The sequence below is a fragment of the Streptomyces sp. NPDC052682 genome, assembly GCF_040678435.1.
Lineage (GTDB): Bacteria > Actinomycetota > Actinomycetes > Streptomycetales > Streptomycetaceae > Streptomyces.
Window position 1 is genome coordinate 140,595 of the sequence record NZ_JBFATS010000006.1, and the last position, 19,593, is coordinate 160,187.

Below are 19,593 nucleotides of genomic sequence, written 5' to 3' on the forward strand. Positions count from 1 at the left end.
GGAGGGGCGTCGAGGATGAGCACCAAGGACTTCATCGAGAAGGACTACTACAAGGTCCTCGGCGTCCCCAAGGACGCCACCGAGGCCGAGATCAAGAAGGCGTACCGGAAGCTCGCCCGCGAGTTCCACCCGGACGCCAACAAGGGCAACGCCAAGGCGGAGGAGCGTTTCAAGGAGATCTCCGAGGCGAACGACGTCCTCGGTGACCCCAAGAAGCGCAAGGAGTACGACGAGGCACGCGCCCTGTTCGGCAACGGCGGCTTCCGCCCGGGGCCCGGCGCGGGTGGCGGATCGTTCAACTTCGACCTGAGCGACCTGTTCGGGGGCCAGGCCGGCGGCGGTGCCGGCGGCTTCGGCGGCGGACTCGGTGACGTCTTCGGGGGCCTGTTCGGCCGTGGTGGCACGGGCACCACGCGCACCCAGCCGCGCCGCGGCCAGGACATCGAGTCCGAGGTCACCTTGAGCTTCACCGAGGCGATCGAGGGCGCGACCGTCCCGCTGCGGATGTCCAGCCAGCAGCCCTGCAAGGCCTGCTCCGGCACCGGCGACAAGAACGGCACACCGCGCGTGTGCCCGACCTGCGTCGGCACCGGGCAGGTGGCGCGCGGCTCCGGCGGCGGCTTCTCCCTCACCGACCCGTGCCCGGACTGCAAGGGCCGCGGCCTGATCGCGGAGAACCCCTGCGACATCTGCAAGGGCAGCGGCCGGGCCAAGTCGTCCCGGACGATGCAGGTCCGCATCCCGGCCGGCGTCCTGGACGGGCAGCGCATCCGGCTGCGCGGCAAGGGCGCCCCGGGCGAGCGGGGCGGCCCGGCGGGCGACCTGTACGTGGTGGTCCACGTCAAGGAGCACCCCGTCTTCGGCCGCAAGGGCGACAACCTCACCGTCACGGTGCCGGTCACGTTCACCGAGGCGGCGCTCGGCGGCGAGGTCCGGGTCCCGACCCTGGGCGGACCGCCCGTCACCCTGAAGCTGCCCCCGGGCACGCCGAACGGCCGTACGATGCGGGCTCGGGGCAAGGGCGCGGTCCGTAAGGACGGCACCCGCGGCGACCTGCTGGTCACCGTGGAGGTGAGTGTCCCGAAGGACCTGTCGGGGAAGGCTCGTGAGGCGCTCGAGGCGTATCGCGAAGCCACCGCGGGTGAGGACCCGCGGGCGGAGCTGTTCCAGGCCGCGAAGGGAGCTTGATGAGATGGACGGCCGTCGACGCAACCCGTATGAACTGACCGAGGACACCCCGGTCTACGTCATCTCGGTGGCGGCCCAGCTCTCCGGTCTGCATCCGCAGACCCTGCGCCAGTACGACCGTCTGGGGCTCGTTTCGCCGGACCGCACGGCCGGCCGGGGCCGGCGCTACTCGGCCCGCGACATCGAACTGCTCCGGCAGGTGCAGCAGTTGTCGCAGGACGAGGGCATCAACCTGGCGGGTATCAAGCGCATCATCGAACTGGAGAACCAGGTCGCCGCGCTCCAGGCCCGCGTGGCCGAACTGGAGGACGCCCTCGACGGGGCCGCGGCGGCGATGCGCCAGCGCGAGGCGGCGGTGCACGCGTCGTACCGCCGCGACCTGGTGCCCTACCAGGAGGTCCAGCAGACCAGCGCGCTGGTGGTGTGGCGGCCGCCCAAGCGCAGGCAGCAGCAGTCCGACTGACCGTGTGAGCGTCGCTGAGGGGCCCGGAGAGCACTCCGGGCCCCTTTCGCGTGCGGCCGCGTATGCACGCGTCGTGTGGCTGGCTGAGATTGTTCGGTCCTCTGATCGAATCAAGGGGGCCTGGGGAGGGCCGCCGTGATCCTGACTTGTGGGGAACGGCCATGGTTGTGCGGTTTCTCACGGCGCCGGGGTTTCCACGACGTGGACGGTCCGTAAAGAGTGTTTGGAGGCGATTCCGCCTTCCCTTCACCGGCGCTGCGGAGCGTGGTGTTGCCATCTCGTTAAGTGGTTCCGCTTGACGCCGGGGACCGCCGCCGCGTTGGCTTTTCAGTCACATGGGTCGCAAAGTCGCACCCACGTCCGGAACGCCTCAGAAGTGAGTCCCCGAATGCGTCGTATCGCCATATCCGTTGCCGCTGCCTCGATGTCCGTCACGCTCGCCGGTTGCGGCGTGCTCAACGCGACCGGGAGCAGCGACGAGGCGAGCCCGACCAAGGGCAACGACATCACGGTGGGCCTGCTGCTCCCGGAGAAGGCCAACACCCGCTACGAGAACTTCGACTACCCCATCATCAAGCGGAAGGTCGAGTCCCTCACCCACAACCAGGGCCGGGTCCAGTACGCCAACGCCGAGGCCGACGCGGGCCGGCAGGCCGAGCAGCTCCGGCAGATGATCGACGAGCGGGTCGACGTGATCCTGCTGGACGCCGTCGACGCGCACGCCATCGCCTCCGGCGTGAAGAAGGCCAAGGACGCCGGGATCCCCGTCATCGCCTACGACCGGCTGGCCGAGGGCCCGATCGACGCGTACATCTCCTTCGACAACGAGCTCGTCGGCGAGGTCCAGGGCCGCACCCTGCTGGAGTCCCTCGGGTCGGACGCCTCCACCTCCGACAAGATCGTCATGATGAACGGCTCGCCCACCGACCCCAACGCCAAGCAGTTCAAGGCCGGTGCGCTCTCCGAGCTGAACGGCAAGGTGACGATCGCCAAGTCCTACGACACCAAGGACTGGAAGCCGGAGAACGCCCAGGCCAACATGGCCGAGGCGATCGCCGCGATCGGCAAGGACGACATCGCCGCCGTCTACTCCGCCAACGACGGCATGGCGGGCGGCATCGTCAAGGCCCTGAAGGCCGCCGGGGTGACCGACCTGCCGCCCATCACCGGGCAGGACGCCGAACTGGAGGCGGTGCAGCGGATCCTCGCCGGCGAGCAGTACATGAGCGTCTACAAGTCCTACCCGCAGGAGGCCGAGAACGCCGCGGAGATGGCCGTGGCGAAGGTCCAGGGCCGGGACATCCAGTTCGACGCGCTCGCCCGGGACAAGGTCGACAGCCCCACGCACAAGGACATCCCCGCGCAGCTGGTGCCCGTCGTCGCGCTGACGAAGTCCAACATCAAGGAGACCGTCGTCGCCGACGGCATCTACAGCGTCTCCGACATCTGCACCACGAAGTACAAGGCGGCCTGCGCGGCGGCCGGCCTGAAGTGACGCAGGACCGTTGACGGGGCGTGGCCGGGACACCGGCCACGCCCTTCGCCGTCGCCCGGTGTGGAGATCCGGCCAGTTGTCAGGGCTTGCTGTGAAGAGGGGAACCGCCGCGTGCAGCCGGGCCGTCCGTCACCTGTGCGGGGCCGGGGGGTCACGGCGCGTACCGGCCGTCCCACCCTCGCGGCGACAGGAGCCGTGTTGCGGAGCAGGTCCGGTCCGCGCATAGTTGCGCTGCGGAACGACGCTGCGACCGGGGGTGGGGATCGGCGATGGCCGGGCACGGTACGGACGAGCATCCGCATGGTGCTGACCGACTGTGCGAGGCGGGGGACCGCGTGTACTCCCGTGCCGTACGGCGGGGCCGGGTGCCGCGCCGGGACGCGGAACCGGTGCCCTGCCTGCTGGAGTTGGCGCTGCTGCACCCCGACCCCGACGACATGGACTGGCTGGTGCCGACCTCCCCGCAGGAGGTCATGACCCGGCTGCTGCGCGGGATGTACCAGGAGATCAGCGCCAGCCAGCGCCGGGTGGGCACGGCCGTGGAGGCCTTCGAGTGGTACGCCGGGCTGGGCCGTCAGGTGCGTCCGGTCCCGCCGGCGACGGAGGGCTCGGCGATCCGGGTGCTGGACGGGCTGGCCCGGATCCAGGCCGCGATGGACGAGGCGACCGAGGCGTGCACGACCGAGGTGCTCACCGTGCAGCCCGGCGGCATCCGGCGCGAGGCGGAGCTGTCCGAGGGCCTGCACCGGGCGCTGGCGCTGCGCGGCCGGGGCGTACGGATGCGGGACCTGTACACCCATGTCGCCCGGCACGGGCAGGGGTTGCTCACCTACCTGGAGCTGATGGGCGACGCGGTGGAGGCCCGGACCCTGGACGAGGTCATCGACCGGCTGATCCTGTTCGACCGTACGGTGGCCTTCATCCCCGCCAACGCCGACCGCACGATGGCGCTGGAGCTGCGGCACCCGGCGCTGGTGGAGTACCTGGTGACGGTGTTCGAGCGGCTGTGGCGCCTGGCCATCCCGCTGACCGCGCCGCTGCCGGACACGGGCATCGAGGGCATCTCGCACCGGGAGCAGTCCATCGCCGCGCTGCTCGCGGAGGGCCACCAGGACGCGGTGATCGCGGAGCGGCTGGGGATCAGCGTCCGTACCTGCCGGGCGCACATCGCCCGGCTCTCGGAGACGCTGGGCGCGGCCAGCCGTACGCAGCTGGGCGTGCGCATCGCCCAGGCCGGCCTGGACGGGCCGCCGCGCCGGGCCGGGGCCTCGCTGGGCGTTCCCGCCCGGGGCTCCCGCAGCGTGCGCTGAGGGGCCCGAGCCGGGCCCGGCTCTGACCGCCCGTCACCGGGTCGCGCCCTGCCGGTCCAGGATCCCGGACTGCGCGATGAGGTAACCGAGCTGTGCCCTGCTGCCACTGCCCAGGACCGCCGCCAGCTTGGCGATGTGGGCCCGGCAGGTGCGCACGTTCATGCCGAGCCGGCGGGCGATGGCCTCGTCGACGTGGCCCTCGACGAGCAGCTTGGCGATGGAGTGCTGGATGTCCGTGATGCCCCCGGCGGTGGGCTCGTAGGGGGCGCCGGCGCTCAGCGGCACGGACCGGCTCCACATGAACTCGAAGACCTTGATGAGGTACCGGACGAGGCCGGGGTGGCGCAGCTCCAGGGCGACCTTCTGGTCGTCGCGGGTGGGGATGAACGCCACGGTCTCGTCGCAGACGATGAGACGTTCCACCACCTCGTCGATCGTGCGGTACTCCGCCTTGCCGTGCGCGAGCTGGGCGACGTACGCCAGCTTCTGCGGGCTGTAGCGCGCCGTGTGCTGGTACAGCGTGCGGATCCGTACCCCACGCTCCGTCAGGGGCTTGTCCCGCTCCAGTCCCTGGGCGAGGCTGCGCTCGGAGAAGTGGTCGTCGCTGGGCTGGATGGTGAGCATCTCGTTCTGGCACTGTGAAGTGGCCAGGTTGAGGGCGGCGTTGATGCGGTCGCTGCCCTCCAGCACCGTGATCGAGTGCTCGGCGGCCGCCGGTTGGGCGCCGAGCACCATGAAGGGCTCGAAAACATCGGCGAGTTTGATGGACAGCCGTCGTCGTTCCGCGATGTCCCGCTCGATGGGGTGCAGACGCTGGGCGAGGGCGACCGCCGGAGGCACCGGGCGCAGCCACTGCGAGTCGTCCGGGTCCGGGTGGAGCAGGGCGAACTCCAGCAGGCAGGGGGCCGCGTCCGCGTCCGCACGGGCGATCCGTCCCGCACGCAGGGCGTCCGCATAAAGACGGCCGCCTTCCTCACACAGCTCGGTGACCGCATGGGGATGTGTCCCTTTTGCTTGATTCGCCACCAAACCTCCACCCCCCAGGGTCCTGAACGTGCAGGAACATGATGCACCGATTGTGTGGCCATGACGTGTTCGAATGAGCCATCGTCTTACCTGACGGGGGAAGAGGAGACTTACAAGTGAGGACGAAGCCGACTATGCGTAAGAGACTGCTTCGCTCGGTGCTTGCTGCCGCCCTCTCCGCCGTCGCGGTGTTCGGAGCGCTGAGCGGTTACTCCGACGCGAAGGGCGACACCCAGGCGGACAGCCACTGGCCGTCGATCGTCGTCGACTCGGAGCGTTGATGTGACCACTCCACCCGACGACCGGTCCTTCCGCCGCGAGATGGCTACCGCCTACCGGTCCGGCTGGCACTTCATCGACCTGGTCACCGCCATCCCCCACAGCGGTGACTCGCTGATGGTGACCGTGTTCGGTGAGCCGGTCGTCGTCACGCGCGACGAGGACGGAGACGTGCGGGCGTACCGGTGTCTGCGGCGGCCTCGGGGGGCGCCGCAGCCTGTGCGGTGTGCCATCCGGTACGGAATGATCTTTGTCAACCTGGACCAGCGAGACCATCAGCAGGTGGAGTCCGGCTCCCCTGTGCCACGGACCATCTCGGCCACCCCCCGCAGTGCCTGACGCGATTCCCCCGTCGTAACAGATCGCTCAGGTGCTTCCCCCCGCAGCGGCGTCACCGTGACCTGAACACGGTGACGCCGCTGCAGTTTCCGGGGACATGTCGCGACACGTCCCGGATCGTGCGGTGGCCGGAAACGGTCGACCGTTGGTACGGAATGTACGAGGTGCGCAACCGGCCCCCTTGCACACACCCACCCGGCACGCTCTACGGCAGGACTGCCTGATGCAGCTCGGCCCGCGTGCCCTGGGGCACCCGGGCTGACGCACCGCCGGCCTGCTCGGCCCTCGCTCCCTGCGGCGCGCGCCCCGCGCCTATGACGCGTTCGACCGGCGTTCGTGGACGCACTGGACCCGTCCCCTCGTGTGCTCGGCCCGCCGGCCCTGGGGCACCCGGCCGGCGCCCCTCGTGTGTTCGGACCTCGCTCCCCGTGGCTCGCTCGGCGGGCGACCTCGGGCGTACTCGATCCGTGTGCCCTGGCGAGCTGGGCTCCCCCTGCTGCACAGACTCGCGCGCTCGTGGCCGCTGCCCCGCGCCTGCGCCCCTGAATGCGCTCGCTCGGCCCGCAGGCCCGTGGCGCTCAGCCGGCGCCCGCTGGCGTTCCGGCCTATGCCCCCTGACCCACTCGCCCCGCGCCCCGTCGGGGTGCACCGGCCCGCTCGCGTCCGCCGCGCACCCCCGGGCGGGTTTCACCGAGCCGCTCGCGTCCGCCGCGCTCACCCCCGAAGCCGGCAGCCCGACCCGGTCAGCCCCGCCCCATCGCCCGTGTCAGTTCGATCTCGATCACCACGCGGTCCGGGTTCGGTGCCGGGCGGCGTCCGTAGCGCTCCGTGTAGCGGCGTTCCGCCTCTGCCACCCGGTCCCGCTCGGTCCGTACGAAGGCCCGGCCCTCCAGCGTCGCCCACCGCCGGCCGTCCACCTGGCACACGGCGACCGCGGCCCCCTCCCGGCCGGCCGCCAGGACGTTGGCCACCTTCTTGCTCGCCTTGTTCGCGATCACCCGGGCCAGCCGCGCCGCGGGGTCGTAGGTCACCCCGACGGGCACGACGTGCGGCGTGCCGTCCGGGCGCGGGGTCGTCAGCGTGCACAGGTGCCGCTCCTGCCAGAAGGTGAGGTACGGCGCGTCGGGTGCGCCCGGATCCTGGGGGTACGTGGCCATGGGCCGGAACTTAGCCGCCGCAAGCCTCCCGCGCGACACCTTGAGTGGAATAGACTCAACTTTGTGTACGTTGCTCTAGTCAGTGCGGATGACGGCTGACGCAAGGAGGAGACAGGGAACGTGGACGCCGAGCTGACCAACCGGAGCCGGGACGCGATCAACGCGGCGAGCAACCGGGCCGTGACCGAGGGCCACCCGGACCTCACCCCCGCCCACCTGCTGCTCGCGCTGCTCCAGGGGCAGGACAACGAGAACATCACCGACCTGCTCGTCGCGGTCGAGGCCGACCTGGCCGCCGTACGGTCCGGCGCCGAGAAGATCCTGGCCGGGCTGCCCAGCGTCACCGGGTCGACCGTCGCGCCGCCCCAGCCCAACCGGGAGCTGCTCGCCGTCATCGCCGACGCGCAGGCCCGGGCCGGGGAGCTGGGCGACGAGTACCTGTCCACCGAGCACCTGCTGCTCGGCATCGCCGCGGAGGGCGGTGCCGCCGGGGAGGTGCTGGAGCGGCAGGGGGCCAGTGCGAAGAAGCTGCAGGAAGCGTTCCAGAAGGCGAGGGGAGGGCGCAGGGTGACCACTCCCGACCCGGAGGGCCAGTACAAGGCCCTGGAGAAGTTCGGGACGGACTTCACCGCCGCCGCCCGCGAGGGCAAGCTCGACCCGGTCATCGGGCGGGACCAGGAGATCCGGCGCGTGGTGCAGGTGCTGTCCCGCCGCACGAAGAACAACCCGGTGCTCATCGGTGAGCCCGGCGTCGGCAAGACCGCCGTCGTGGAGGGGCTCGCGCAGCGGATCGTCAAGGGCGACGTGCCCGAGTCGCTGAAGGACAAGAAGCTGGTCGCGCTGGACATCGGCGCGATGGTCGCGGGCGCGAAGTACCGCGGTGAGTTCGAGGAGCGGCTCAAGACCGTCCTGGCCGAGATCAAAGACTCCGACGGGCAGATCATCACCTTCATCGACGAGCTGCACACCGTCGTCGGCGCCGGTGCCGGCGGCGACTCCGCCATGGACGCGGGCAACATGCTCAAGCCGATGCTGGCGCGCGGCGAACTGCGGATGATCGGCGCGACCACGCTGGACGAGTACCGCGAGCGCATCGAGAAGGACCCGGCGCTGGAGCGCCGCTTCCAGCAGGTCTTCGTCGGCGAGCCGAGCGTCGAGGACACCATCGCCATCCTGCGCGGGCTCAAGGGCCGCTACGAGGCCCACCACAAGGTCCAGATCGCCGACTCGGCGCTGGTGGCCGCGGCCACCCTCTCCGACCGGTACATCACCTCCCGCTTCCTGCCCGACAAGGCCATCGACCTGGTCGACGAGTCGGCCTCCCGGCTGCGCATGGAGATCGACTCCTCCCCGGTCGAGATCGACGAGCTGCAGCGCGCCGTCGACCGGCTGAAGATGGAGGAGCTGGCGCTGAGCCGGGAGACCGACCAGGCCTCCCGCGAACGCCTGGAGAAGCTGCGCCGCGACCTCGCCGACAAGGAGGAGGAGCTGCGCGGCCTGACCGCCCGCTGGGAGAAGGAGAAGCAGTCCCTCAACCGGGTCGGCGAGCTGAAGGAGAAGCTCGACGAGCTGCGCGGCCAGGCCGAGCGCGCCCAGCGCGACGGCGACTTCGACACCGCCTCCAAGCTGCTGTACGGCGAGATCCCGGCCCTGGAGAAGGAGCTGGAGGCCGCCTCCGAGGCCGAGGAGGAGGTCGCCAGGGACACCATGGTCAAGGAGGAGGTCGGCCCGGACGACATCGCCGACGTGGTCGCCTCCTGGACCGGCATCCCGGCCGGCCGCCTGCTGGAGGGCGAGACGCAGAAGCTGCTGCGCATGGAGGACGAGATCGGCCGGCGCCTGATCGGCCAGGCCGAGGCCGTGCGCGCGGTCTCGGACGCGGTACGCCGCTCCCGCGCGGGCATCTCCGACCCCGACCGGCCCACCGGCTCGTTCCTCTTCCTCGGCCCGACCGGTGTCGGCAAGACGGAACTGGCCAAGGCGCTGGCCGACTTCCTCTTCGACGACGAGCGGGCGATGGTCCGCATCGACATGTCGGAGTACAGCGAGAAGCACAGCGTGGCCCGGCTGGTCGGCGCCCCGCCCGGCTACGTCGGCTACGAGGAGGGCGGCCAGCTCACCGAGGCGGTCCGGCGCCGCCCGTACTCCGTGGTCCTGCTGGACGAGGTGGAGAAGGCCCACCCCGAGGTGTTCGACATCCTGCTCCAGGTGCTGGACGACGGCCGCCTCACCGACGGGCAGGGCCGCACGGTGGACTTCCGCAACACCATCCTGGTCCTGACCTCCAACCTGGGCAGCCAGTTCCTGATGGACCCGCTGAGCACCGAGGAGCAGAAGAAGGAGCAGGTGCTGGAGGTCGTCCGGGCGTCCTTCAAGCCGGAGTTCCTCAACCGCCTCGACGACATCGTCGTCTTCCAGGCGCTGACCAAGCCGCAGCTGGAGCAGATCGCCCGGCTCCAGATCGACCGGCTGGCCAGGCGGCTCGCCGAGCGGCGCCTCACCCTGGACATCACGCCCGAGGCGCTGGCCTGGCTGGCGGAGGAGGGCATGGACCCGGCGTACGGCGCCCGCCCGCTGCGCCGCCTGGTGCAGTCCGCCATCGGCGACCGGCTCGCCAAGGAGATCCTGTCCGGCGAGGTCCGCGACGGCGACACGGTGCGCGTGGACCGTTTCGGCGACGAGCTGATCGTGGGCCCGGCGACGGCGAAGACACTCTGACGCCACCACCGCCGGCACGTAGTCGCCGTGATCCGCACTCGTACGTCACCGCGGGGTGGGAACCCGTACCCCGACCGGCCGGATCCTGTCAGCCGACGGCTGACAGGATCGGTCGGGGCTTGCCACCCCCCTCCCCGCATGGGGGAGGATGGCGGGATCCGTACGAAGGGAAAAACACGGTGACCATCGACCCGTCCTCGATTCCGAACTTCGGGGGCCAGCCCGAGCCGCAGCCCCAAGGACCGGCGGGCCCCGTCGTCCCGGATCAGGACCTCGTGAAGCAGCTCCTCGACCAGATGGAGCTGAAGTACGTCGTAGACGACGAGGGTGACCTCGCGGCGCCGTGGGAGCAGTTCCGCACCTACTTCATGTTCCGCGGCGAGGGCGACCAGCAGGTCTTCTCGGTGCGCACGTTCTACGACCGGCCGCACCAGATCGACGAGAAGCCGCAGCTGCTGGAGTCCATCGACGACTGGAACCGGCGCACCCTGTGGCCCAAGGTGTACAGCCACACCCACGACGACGGCACGGTCCGCCTCATCGGCGAGGCCCAGATGCTGATCGGCATGGGCGTGAGCCTGGAGCACTTCGTCTCCTCCACGGTCAGCTGGGTGCGGGCCGCGATCGAGTTCGACAGGTGGCTCGTCGAGCAGCTCGGTCTGGAGCAGGAGATCAACGACGCGGAGAAGCCCGAGGACGACGAGGAGTAGTCCGGCACGCCGCCCCCGAGCCCGGCCAGGGCACCGGCCACCACGGCCGCGTGCCGGGCCGGGCTCTGTGCTGTTCGGGGGGCGGGGCCCGGGTCGACCGGGCCCCGTCTGTCCACAGCCTGTGGACGGGACTTCCGGGCGGTCAGCGGCCGGCCCCAGCGGTCAGCGGCCGACCCCCTTCAGCCGCCGCACCGCCTCCTCCAGCACCGCCGTCTGCTTGCAGAACGCGAACCGTACGAACGGGGCGCCCTCCTCCCGGTGGTCGTAGAAGACCGCGTGGGGGATGGCGACCACCCCGGCCCGCTCCGGCAGGGCGCGGCAGAAGGCGATGCCGTCCGTCTCGCCGAGGGGGCGGATGTCGGTGGTGAGGAAGTAGGTGCCGGCGGTCCTGAACACGCCGAAGCCCGCCTGCGCCAGGCCCGCCGCCAGCAGGTCCCGTTTGGCCCGCAGGTCGTCGCGGAGGGCGGTGAAGTACGACTCGGGCAGGGACAGCGCCTCGGCGACCGCGTACTGGAACGGGCCGGACGCCACGTACGTCAGGAACTGCTTGGCCGAGCGGACCGCCGTGACCAGGCCGGGGGAGGCCGTGACCCAGCCGACCTTCCAGCCGGTGAAGGAGAACGTCTTGCCGGCCGAACCGATGGTGACCGTACGGTCCCGCATCCCCGGGAACGTGGCCAGCGGCAGGTGCTCGGCGTCGTCGAAGACCAGGTGCTCGTACACCTCGTCCGTCACCACCAGCAGGTCCCGCTCCACGGCCAGCTCGGCGATCGCGGTCAGCTCCGCGCGGGTGAGGACGGTACCGGTCGGGTTGTGCGGGGTGTTGATCAGCAGCAGCCGGGTGCGGTCGGTGACGGCGTCGCGCAGTTCGTCCAGGTCCAGCCGGAAGCCGCCGTCGTGCGGCCGCAGGGTGACCGGCACCCGCTTCCCGCCCGCCATGGCGATGCAGGCGGCGTACGAGTCGTAGTACGGCTCGAGGGCGATCACCTCGTCGCCGGGTTCCAGCAGGGCCAGCAGCGAGGCCGCGATGGCCTCCGTCGCGCCCGCGGTGACCAGCACCTCGGTGTCGGGGTCGAAGGACAGGCCGTAACGCCGCTGCTGGTGCGCGGCGACGGCGGTACGCAGCTCGGGGACGCCGGGGCCCGGCGGGTACTGGTTGCCGCGGCTGTCCCGCAGGGCCCGTACGGCCGCCTCCCTGACCTCCTCCGGGCCGTCGGTGTCGGGGAAGCCCTGGCCGAGGTTGAGGGAGCCGGTCCGCAGGGCCAGGGCGGACATCTCGGCGAAGATCGTCGTCCCGAACTCGGCGAGCCGGCGGTTCAGGAGGGGGCGCGCGCTGGAGGTCATGCCTGGCATCCTGCGCCGAAGCTCTGGAGTTCCTCAACTCTGCTTTGGGCCGCGCCGGCGGAGGGCATCTCCCGGTCACGCAGCGAGCGAGGCGCCCACGGGGGGCTGCTTCGGGGGACATCTCGGGGGATTCCCCGGGGGGAACGAAAGGAGGGTGACGCCATGGTCATCGGCATCATCCTGGCAGTGATCTGCGTGCTGTTCCTGGCGGCGTTCGTGTCGCTCGCCCGCAGGGGCGGCGGCCGCAGGAGCCCGGTGCGCGGCCGGGCCGCGACGGGCTCCCGGCGGCACGACAGCGGCGACAGCAGCTGGTGGGCCGGCGGCGGGGTGGCCGCCTCGTCCTGCGGCTCGTCCGGCGACTCGGGCGGGGGGCACGGGGGGCACTCCTGCGGCGGCGGCTCGTCCTGCGGAGGCGGGTCGTCCTGCGGGGGCGGCGGAGGTGGATGCGGCGGAGGCAGCTGACACGGGGCAGCAGGCCTCCGGACACGCACACGATGCACCGCGTCCACCGGACGGGGCCCGCACCTGCCGGCTCCGCCCCACCGAGCGGGGCCCGCACCTGCCGGCTCCGCCCCACCGGGCGGGGCTCGCACCTGGGGCGGGCCCCGCCGGCACGGCGCGACCCCCCGCTCACGGTGCTCCCGCGTGCGCCCCGCGGCCTGGGCGTACGCCAGGGTGGAACAGGTGATCTGAGGGGCCCTCTGAGGGATGGAAACCGTCCGGAGTTGGGTAAAACGGCTGTGACGGCGCCAGAGTTCATGATTCCCTCTCCCTCACCAACGCAGCCCCTCGGACGTCCTGCGGACACCTTCGTGACCGTGCCGACCGGGCTGACCGGGCCGCATCCCCGGCCCGACCGGGGTGCGCGGGATCCACGCCTTCTCCTTGTGTGCTTGCGGAGCCGATCCATGCTCACGACCCTGAACACCCCCTACACCGACACACGTGCGTCCGACCTCGGCTGGGCGCTGGGGCGCGAGCCGCTTCCCGCACTGGCCACCCTCGACCTCGAACTGTCGGGCGCCACACTGCAGTTGCGGCTCCTCGGCGCGTCCCACCAGGTCCTGCTGGAGGAGGAGCGGGGCAGCTGCTCGGAGACGGTGGCCTGCATGCCGGGCAGCAGCACACCCCTGCCGCTGGGCGTCACCCGGCGGATCGGTGCCTGGGAGTACGAGTTCGCCGCCCGGGTCGAGGCCCTCTCGCCCGAGGACTTCGCGGGCCGCGCCCAGGAGCTGCTGGCCCTGGTCTCCGACCACCCGCACGGCCTCGCCGGTGTCTTCCCGGGCAGCCCGCACGCCTTCACGGCCCTGCTCGCCCAGCGCCACGACGGCCACGTCCACTGGCGGACCTGGCACGCCTACCCGCAGGACGGGCAGCTGGTGGCGACGCGGACCACGGTCGGGGTGCGGGTGCCGGCGACGCTGTGAGGCGCACGGCCCGGCCGGCCCCGGCCGAGGGCCCCGCTGGCACCAGCTGCGAGCAGAGGTGAACACACACCACACGTGTGGGTGAAGAAGCGCACCCGAGGCGTGACGTAACGTCGCAGCGTGATCGAACCGCACGCGCCCGCCCCGCCCGGTTCCCCACCCCCCTGGGGCGGCCCCGCCGCTCCGGCGCGGCTGCCGGTCCGGCCGGGCACCGGACGGCTCCTGGTCCTCGCGTGCGTCTTCGTCTGCGCGGCCTGCGGACTGGTCTACGAACTCGAACTGGTCGCCCTCGCCTCCTACCTGATGGGCGACTCGGTCACCGAAGCCTCCGTCGTGTTGTCTGTCATGGTCTTCGCGATGGGCCTCGGCTCCCTGGCCGCGAAACGGCTGCGCTGGCACGCCGCCGCCGGCTTCGGCGCCGTCGAGGCCTGCCTCGCCCTGGTCGGCGGGTGCAGCGCGATGGCCCTGTACGCGGTGTTCGCCTGGACCGGCGACTGGGGCGGCCTGTGGGCGCACGGCCCCCGCTGCCTGCTGGTCGCCTTCTCCCTCGCCACCGGCCTGCTCATCGGCGCCGAGGTGCCGCTGCTGATGGAGCTGATCCAGCGCATCCGCCGCCAGGACGCGGGCGGCGCGGTGGCCGACCTGTCGGCGGCGGACTACGTCGGGGGCCTGGCCGGCGGACTGGCCTTCCCCTTCCTCCTGCTGCCGTTCCTGGGCCAGTTGACCGGCGCCCTGCTCACCGGCGCCGTCAACACGGTCGTCGGCGGGTGCCTCGTCCTCGGCCTGTTCCGCCGCGACCTGACCGGCCGCGCCCGCTGGCTGCTGCTGGCCGCCAACGTCACCGTGCTGGCGGTGCTCGCCTCGGCCGCCGTCCTCGTCGACGACTTCGAGCGGGCCGCTCGGCACGCCGTGTACGGCCAGGACGTACGCGTGGCGCTGAAGACCGACGTCCAGGAGGTCGTGCTGACCGGCGGCACCCACGGCCGCCCCCTCGGGCTGTTCCTGGACGGCCGGCTGCGGGTCAGCGGCAGCGACGAACGCCGCTACCACGAGGCCCTCGTCCACCCCGCGATGACCGGCCCGCACCCGCGCGTGCTCGTCCTCGGCGGCGGGGACGGCCTCGCCGTCCGCGAGGTGCTGCGGTACCCGGGCGTGCACCGGGTCGACGTCGTCGAACGCGACGCGGGCGTGGTGCGGCTGGCCCGCCGCGACCCGGCACTGGCCGCCCTCAACCGGCACGCCCTCGACGACCCCCGCGTGCGCGTCACCACCGCGGACGCCTTCAACTGGCTGCGCTCGGCGCCCCCCGCGGCGTACGACGTGGTGGTCTCGAACCTGCCGGACCCGGGCATCACCGCCAGCACCAAGCTGTACGCGCAGGAGTTCTACGGCCTGGCCCGGCGTGTCCTGGCGCCGGGCGGGCGGCTCGTGGTGCACGCCGGGCCGGTCGGGATCCGGCCCCGGGTGTTCTGGACGGTGGAGTCGACCGTACGCTCGGCCGGTTTCCGTACCGTCGCCTACCGCATCGGCGGCCGGCACACCGGGCACGCCGCCGGCCCTGACCGCACCTCCGACTCCCGCGCTCCCCGCGACTGGGGGTTCGTCCTGGCCTGTCGTACGGACCCAAAGCTGCGCCTGCCTCCGGACGGCCCGCGCCCGCGCACCCTCACGGGCGCGGCCCTGCGCGCGGGCGCCCGCGCCGCGGCCCGCACCCGCGTGCCGGGCCTGGCGCCGTCGACGCTGGTGCACCCGCGGTACCGCGGCTGACCGACCGCACACCGACGCGGCCGAGGCGGCCGATCGCGGCCAGGACACCGGACTGGTCTTGGCCGCGGGGACACGACACGGACGCGTGGTCAGTTTCGGTCGGCGGGGGTGCGACGAGGTGTCGGCTGGGTAGGCTCCGTCGACATGGAGCACGAGGTGTTCGTTCCGGTTGCGGCCGAGCGGCTCAGGGCGGTGCTGGACGATCCCGCGCGGGTCGCCCGGGCCGTTCCCGGGCTCCAGCAGGACGCCGGGGCCGAACCCGTCGCCGGGCGGCTGAAGGTGCGGATCGGCAGCCACTCCATCACCTACCGGGGGTCCGTCCGGCTGTCCCGGCAGGACGAGAGGACGTACGCCGTCGAGGGCGACGCGGCCGAGGCACGCGGCACCGGCTCCGTGACCCTCGCGCTGCGGCTGCGCCTGCGGGACGCGGAGGGCGGGACGGCCCTGGTGTTCGAGGGGGCGGCCGACGCCGACGGGCGGGTCAAGGAGTTCCCGGCGGAGGCGGTGGAGGCGGCAGCGGGCCGGCTGCTGAACCGCTTCGCGGAGCAGCTGGCCGAGGCCGCGGACAGCGGCGCCTCTCCCGAGCCGGACGCGGACGACTACCTGGCCGCCGGGGACTTCGAGCCCCGGGCGACCGACGACTTCGAGACCACCCCGGACGCCGACGACAGCCCGCCCCCCGCGACGGGGGCCCAGGGGGACGACGAGACCGCCGCGGACGCCGAGCGGGCGGACGCGGGCGGTGACGAGGACGACTCGGGCGTCAGCGCGGCGGACGCGGGCGTTGGCGAGGGCAACTCGGGCGTTGGCGCGGCGGACGCGGGCGTCGATGAGGCGGGCGCCGGCGTCAGCGCGGCGGGCGCGGGCGTTGGCGAGGGCGACTCGGGCGTTGGCGCGGCGGACGCGGGCGTTGGCGAGGGCGACTCGGGCGTTGGCGCGGCGGACGCGGGCGTCGACGAGGGCGTCTCGGGCGTCAGCGCGGCCGGCGAGGGCGTCGAAGAGGGCGACGCGGGCCTCGACGCGGCCGATGCGGGCGTTGACGAGGTGGACGCGGGGGCCGAGCGGGCGGACGCGGGCGACTCGGGCGTTGGCGCGGCGGGCGCCGGCGTCAGCGCGGCGGACGCGGGGGTTGGCGACGCGGACACTGGCGTCGATCAGGCGGACGCTGGCGTCGACGCGGCCGACGCGGGCCTCGACGCGGCCGACGCGGGCCTTGACGAGGGTGACGCGGAGGCCAGCGAGACCGACGCGGGTGTCGGCGAGACCGGCACGGGCGTGGAAGACGGCGAGGAGGGTGACGACACCCGCGGGGACGAACCCGTCGCCGAGGCGGCGCATGCTCGTCGGACGATGATCGGCCGCAGCGCCGAGGAGGTGGACCACGCCCCGCCCCGCGGCCGCTACGCCCCCGTCCCCGCGCCCCAGACGATCGCCCCGCCCACCCCCCTGCGCTGGGCCGGCCCGGCCGCTGCCCTGGCCCTGGCCTCGGCGATCGTCGCGGTCCGCGCCCTGCGCCGCCGGCGCTGAGCGCTGCGCCGTTGCGACGGCCCGGGACCGGCTCGGACCGGCCAGGCAGCGCCCTGGCGATCCGGCACGGCACCGCGGCGCACCCCCACACCGGCCGGGCCGGACCAGGCCGGTACCCGTGCGGTGCCGTGCGTCCCGCCACCGCGAACAGCACGCCGCCCCGCCCCACGACCCGGAGCAGCCCGGCCGCAGACAGCCGGTGATGCCCGCCGGACGACCCCCGCCCCCTTGATCACCCCAGTAGGGTCGAAGCGTGAGTGACGACGACATCACGTTGACCGCGGGCGACGCGGAGGTGACCGTGCGGCCGGGGAACGGCGGCCGGATCGCAGGGCTGCGGCTCGGCGGGGTGGAGCTGCTCCGCCAGGGGGAGCGGTTCGGCTGTTTCCCGATGGTGCCCTGGTGCGGCCGGATCCGGGAGGGCCGTTTCCGGGACGGTGCCACCGTCCACCAGATGCCGCTCAACGCCCCGCCCCACGCCATCCACGGCACGGCCCGCGACGGCGCCTGGCGCGTCGCCCGCGCGGGCGCCACCGAGGCCCACCTCACCTACGACCTCACCGGCCCCTGGCCCTACCCGGGCCGGGTCACCCAGGTGATCGGCCTGGCCGAGGACGCCCTGACCCTGACCCTGTCCGTGGAGACGTACGAGTCGTCCTTCCCGGCGCAGGTCGGCTGGCACCCCTGGTTCCGGCGCAACCTGGGCGGCGAGGACGTACGCCTGGACTTCGAGCCCGCCTGGCAGGAGGAGCGCGGCGAGGACCACCTGCCCACCGGGCAGCGGACCGATCCCGGGCCCGGCCCCTGGGACGACTGCTTCGGCATGCCCGACGGCGTGGACGTCACCCTCACCTGGCCGGGACAGCTGGAGCTGAGGGTGACCAGCCCCGAGAAGTGGGTGGTGATCTACGACGAGCAGGCCGAGGCCGTGTGCGTGGAGCCGCAGACCGGCCCGCCCGACGGGCTCAACACCCTCCCGCGCCTGGTCACGCCCCTGGAGCCGCTGGAGGCCACGACGACCTGGCGCTGGCGCCGCCTCTAAGCTGGTCGGCATGACGGACGTCAACGAAGAGACACGCGCGGCGCTGCTGCGGCAGATCAAGGACAAGGCCGTGGTGTACGGCAGGGTGACCCTCTCCTCGGGTCTGGAGGCCGACTACTACGTCGACCTGCGCCGCGTCACCCTCGACGGCGAGGCCGCCCCGCTGGTCGGCCAGGTGCTCCTGGACCTCACCGCGGACCTGGACTTCGACGCGGTCGGCGGCCTGACCATGGGCGCCGACCCGGTGGCCGCCGCCATGCTGCACGCCGCCGCCGCACGGGGCCGCAGGCTGGACGCGTTCGTCGTACGCAAGGCCGCGAAGGCGCACGGGCTGCAGAAGCGCGTCGAGGGGCCGGACATCAAGGGCCGCCGGGTGCTGGTCGTGGAGGACACCTCCACCACCGGCGGCTCCCCGCTCACCGCCGTGGAGGCCGTGCGGGAGGCCGGGGCCGAGGTCGTGGCCGTGGCGACGATCGTCGACCGCGCGACCGGCGCCGCCGAGAAGATCCAGGAGGGCGCGGGCGTGCCGTACCTGTTCGCGTACTCGAAGGACGAGCTGGGTCTCGACTGAGCGTCGCCTGACCAGGGCGTGGACCGGGCATGGACCTTCCGGCCATGTCTGGAAAGATGGGGCCGACGATGACGTCGCACCCAAGGTTCCAGGTCAGGGCCGAGTAAGCAGCACACCAACCCGCGAATACGAGGAGCGGACAGATGCCCATCGCAACTCCCGAGGTCTACAACGAGATGCTGGACCGGGCGAAGGCAGGAAAGTTCGCCTACCCGGCCATCAACGTCACCTCCTCCCAGACCCTGCACGCGGCCCTGCGCGGTTTCGCGGAGGCGGAGAGCGACGGCATCATCCAGATCTCGACGGGTGGCGCCGAGTTCCTGGGCGGCCAGCACAACAAGGACATGGTGACCGGCGCGGTGGCCCTGGCCGAGTTCGCCCACATCGTCGCCGAGAAGTACGACATCAACGTCGCGCTGCACACCGACCACTGCCCGAAGGACAAGCTCGACGGGTACGTACGTCCGCTGCTGGCGATCTCCGAGGAGCGCGTCAAGGCCGGCCGCAACCCGCTGTTCCAGTCCCACATGTGGGACGGCTCCGCCGAGACCCTGGCCGACAACCTGGCCATCGCCCAGGAGCTGCTGGAGCGCACCCGCGCCGCGAACATCATCCTCGAGGTCGAGATCACCCCGACCGGCGGCGAGGAGGACGGCGTCTCCCACGAGATCAACGACTCCCTCTACACGACGGTCGACGACGCGATCCGCACCGCGGAGGCCCTCGGCCTCGGCGAGAAGGGCCGCTACCTGCTGGCCGCGTCCTTCGGCAACGTGCACGGCGTGTACAAGCCGGGCAACGTGGTGCTCCGCCCCGAGCTGCTGAAGGAGCTGAACGAGGGCGTCGCCGCCAAGTTCGGCAAGCAGAGCCCGTTCGACTTCGTCTTCCACGGCGGCTCCGGCTCCACCGAGCAGGAGATCCACACCGCGCTGGAGAACGGCGTGGTCAAGATGAACATCGACACGGACACCCAGTACGCCTTCACGCGTCCGGTCGCCGACCACATGTTCCGCAACTACGACGGCGTCCTGAAGGTCGACGGCGAGGTCGGCAACAAGAAGACCTACGACCCGCGCACCTGGGGCAAGCTGGCCGAGGCGTCCATGGCCCAGCGGGTCGTCGAGGCCTGCCGGCACCTGCGCTCCACCGGCACGAAGATCAAGTAGCACCACCCGGAGCGCCCGTCCCCACCACCGCCGGTGGGGGCGGGCGCTTCCGCGTGGTGGTGGG

18 protein-coding genes are annotated in these 19,593 nt (G+C 72.4%); 15 read left to right on the forward strand and 3 right to left on the reverse strand.

The genetic code is table 11. The annotated features are described in order from the left end of the window. The first annotated feature begins 15 nt into the window (after nucleotides 1-15). The 4 genes from dnaJ (at nucleotide 16) to AB0K80_RS11270 (ending at nucleotide 4,456) form a co-directional block, all read left to right on the forward strand. Nucleotides 16-1,188, forward strand: coding sequence for a molecular chaperone DnaJ (dnaJ, locus tag AB0K80_RS11255; RefSeq protein ID WP_365668179.1), 1,173 nt, complete (start codon nucleotides 16-18; stop codon nucleotides 1,186-1,188). 4 nt (nucleotides 1,189-1,192) lie between these two features. Continuing rightward, nucleotides 1,193-1,651 carry a helix-turn-helix domain-containing protein gene (locus AB0K80_RS11260; RefSeq protein ID WP_365668180.1) on the forward strand — a complete coding sequence of 153 codons (459 nt, stop codon included), beginning with the start codon at nucleotides 1,193-1,195 and terminating at the stop codon, nucleotides 1,649-1,651. A 376-nt stretch (nucleotides 1,652-2,027) separates the two neighbouring features. Then, nucleotides 2,028-3,146 carry a substrate-binding domain-containing protein gene (locus AB0K80_RS11265; RefSeq protein WP_365668181.1) on the forward strand — a complete coding sequence of 373 codons (1,119 nt, stop codon included), beginning with the start codon at nucleotides 2,028-2,030 and terminating at the stop codon, nucleotides 3,144-3,146. A gap of 269 nt (nucleotides 3,147-3,415) precedes the next feature. After that, nucleotides 3,416-4,456: a helix-turn-helix transcriptional regulator gene (locus AB0K80_RS11270; RefSeq protein ID WP_365668183.1), complete on the forward strand. Its 1,041-nt coding sequence runs from the start codon at nucleotides 3,416-3,418 to the stop codon at nucleotides 4,454-4,456. A gap of 33 nt (nucleotides 4,457-4,489) precedes the next feature. Here the strand turns inward: AB0K80_RS11270 and AB0K80_RS11275 are convergent, their stop codons facing one another. After that, on the reverse strand, nucleotides 4,490-5,485 hold the full coding sequence (locus AB0K80_RS11275) for a helix-turn-helix transcriptional regulator (RefSeq protein WP_365668185.1): 996 nt from the start codon (nucleotides 5,483-5,485) through the stop codon (nucleotides 4,490-4,492). 131 nt (nucleotides 5,486-5,616) lie between these two features. Here AB0K80_RS11275 and AB0K80_RS11280 point away from each other — a divergent pair, with 131 nt between their 5' ends. Together AB0K80_RS11280 and AB0K80_RS11285 are read left to right on the forward strand one after the other, a co-directional pair. Next, entirely contained in the window at nucleotides 5,617-5,763 is a 147-nt protein-coding gene (locus tag AB0K80_RS11280; RefSeq protein ID WP_365668186.1) for a hypothetical protein, read from the forward strand. 1 nt (nucleotide 5,764) lies between these two features. After that, nucleotides 5,765-6,100: a hypothetical protein gene (locus tag AB0K80_RS11285; RefSeq protein ID WP_365668187.1), complete on the forward strand. Its 336-nt coding sequence runs from the start codon at nucleotides 5,765-5,767 to the stop codon at nucleotides 6,098-6,100. A 743-nt stretch (nucleotides 6,101-6,843) separates the two neighbouring features. Here the strand turns inward: AB0K80_RS11285 and AB0K80_RS11290 are convergent. Next, on the reverse strand, nucleotides 6,844-7,257 hold the full coding sequence (locus AB0K80_RS11290) for a TIGR03618 family F420-dependent PPOX class oxidoreductase (RefSeq protein WP_365668188.1): 414 nt from the start codon (nucleotides 7,255-7,257) through the stop codon (nucleotides 6,844-6,846). Between the two features lie 120 nt (nucleotides 7,258-7,377). Between AB0K80_RS11290 and clpB the strand changes: the two genes are divergently transcribed. Both clpB and AB0K80_RS11300 read left to right on the forward strand, forming a co-directional pair. Continuing rightward, nucleotides 7,378-9,975, forward strand: coding sequence for an ATP-dependent chaperone ClpB (gene clpB / locus AB0K80_RS11295; RefSeq protein ID WP_365668190.1), 2,598 nt, complete (start codon nucleotides 7,378-7,380; stop codon nucleotides 9,973-9,975). A 179-nt stretch (nucleotides 9,976-10,154) separates the two neighbouring features. Further along, nucleotides 10,155-10,685, forward strand: a complete 531-nt coding sequence (locus tag AB0K80_RS11300; protein ID WP_365668191.1) for a YbjN domain-containing protein — start codon at nucleotides 10,155-10,157, stop codon at nucleotides 10,683-10,685. Nucleotides 10,686-10,847: 162 nt separating this feature from the next. Here the strand turns inward: AB0K80_RS11300 and AB0K80_RS11305 are convergent, their stop codons facing one another. Continuing rightward, entirely contained in the window at nucleotides 10,848-12,038 is a 1,191-nt protein-coding gene (locus tag AB0K80_RS11305) for a pyridoxal phosphate-dependent aminotransferase (protein WP_365668192.1), read from the reverse strand. Between the two features lie 153 nt (nucleotides 12,039-12,191). Here AB0K80_RS11305 and AB0K80_RS11310 point away from each other — a divergent pair, with 153 nt between their 5' ends. From AB0K80_RS11310 to fbaA, 7 genes are all read left to right on the forward strand, one after another. Then, nucleotides 12,192-12,491: a hypothetical protein gene (locus AB0K80_RS11310; RefSeq protein ID WP_365668193.1), complete on the forward strand. Its 300-nt coding sequence runs from the start codon at nucleotides 12,192-12,194 to the stop codon at nucleotides 12,489-12,491. Between the two features lie 446 nt (nucleotides 12,492-12,937). Continuing rightward, nucleotides 12,938-13,456, forward strand: coding sequence for a DUF2617 family protein (locus tag AB0K80_RS11315; RefSeq protein WP_365668195.1), 519 nt, complete (start codon nucleotides 12,938-12,940; stop codon nucleotides 13,454-13,456). A 120-nt stretch (nucleotides 13,457-13,576) separates the two neighbouring features. Beyond that, entirely contained in the window at nucleotides 13,577-15,223 is a 1,647-nt protein-coding gene (locus AB0K80_RS11320) for a polyamine aminopropyltransferase (protein ID WP_365668196.1), read from the forward strand. A 144-nt stretch (nucleotides 15,224-15,367) separates the two neighbouring features. Further along, on the forward strand, nucleotides 15,368-16,750 hold the full coding sequence (locus AB0K80_RS11325) for an SRPBCC domain-containing protein (protein ID WP_365668198.1): 1,383 nt from the start codon (nucleotides 15,368-15,370) through the stop codon (nucleotides 16,748-16,750). 253 nt (nucleotides 16,751-17,003) lie between these two features. After that, nucleotides 17,004-17,792 carry an aldose 1-epimerase gene (locus AB0K80_RS11330; RefSeq protein WP_365668200.1) on the forward strand — a complete coding sequence of 263 codons (789 nt, stop codon included), beginning with the start codon at nucleotides 17,004-17,006 and terminating at the stop codon, nucleotides 17,790-17,792. A 10-nt stretch (nucleotides 17,793-17,802) separates the two neighbouring features. Continuing rightward, on the forward strand, nucleotides 17,803-18,363 hold the full coding sequence (gene pyrE, locus AB0K80_RS11335; RefSeq protein WP_365668202.1) for an orotate phosphoribosyltransferase: 561 nt from the start codon (nucleotides 17,803-17,805) through the stop codon (nucleotides 18,361-18,363). Between the two features lie 143 nt (nucleotides 18,364-18,506). Next, nucleotides 18,507-19,529 carry a class II fructose-bisphosphate aldolase gene (gene fbaA / locus AB0K80_RS11340; RefSeq protein WP_365668204.1) on the forward strand — a complete coding sequence of 341 codons (1,023 nt, stop codon included), beginning with the start codon at nucleotides 18,507-18,509 and terminating at the stop codon, nucleotides 19,527-19,529. Nucleotides 19,530-19,593: the final 64 nt, after the last annotated feature.

Bases quoted from the DNA above. Each gene is read 5' to 3' on its own strand.
- AB0K80_RS11290 (WP_365668188.1), bottom strand. From the start codon at position 7,257: ATGGCCACGTACCCCCAGGATCCGGGCGCACCCGACGCGCCGTACCTC.
- AB0K80_RS11310 (WP_365668193.1), top strand. From the start codon at position 12,192: ATGGTCATCGGCATCATCCTGGCAGTGATCTGCGTGCTGTTCCTGGCG.
- dnaJ (WP_365668179.1), top strand. From the start codon at position 16: ATGAGCACCAAGGACTTCATCGAGAAGGACTACTACAAGGTCCTCGGC.
- AB0K80_RS11315 (WP_365668195.1), top strand. From the start codon at position 12,938: ATGCTCACGACCCTGAACACCCCCTACACCGACACACGTGCGTCCGAC.
- AB0K80_RS11270 (WP_365668183.1), top strand. From the start codon at position 3,416: ATGGCCGGGCACGGTACGGACGAGCATCCGCATGGTGCTGACCGACTG.
- fbaA (WP_365668204.1), top strand. From the start codon at position 18,507: ATGCCCATCGCAACTCCCGAGGTCTACAACGAGATGCTGGACCGGGCG.
- AB0K80_RS11325 (WP_365668198.1), top strand. From the start codon at position 15,368: ATGGAGCACGAGGTGTTCGTTCCGGTTGCGGCCGAGCGGCTCAGGGCG.
- AB0K80_RS11260 (WP_365668180.1), top strand. From the start codon at position 1,193: ATGGACGGCCGTCGACGCAACCCGTATGAACTGACCGAGGACACCCCG.
- AB0K80_RS11305 (WP_365668192.1), bottom strand. From the start codon at position 12,038: ATGCCAGGCATGACCTCCAGCGCGCGCCCCCTCCTGAACCGCCGGCTC.
- AB0K80_RS11280 (WP_365668186.1), top strand. From the start codon at position 5,617: ATGCGTAAGAGACTGCTTCGCTCGGTGCTTGCTGCCGCCCTCTCCGCC.
- pyrE (WP_365668202.1), top strand. From the start codon at position 17,803: ATGACGGACGTCAACGAAGAGACACGCGCGGCGCTGCTGCGGCAGATC.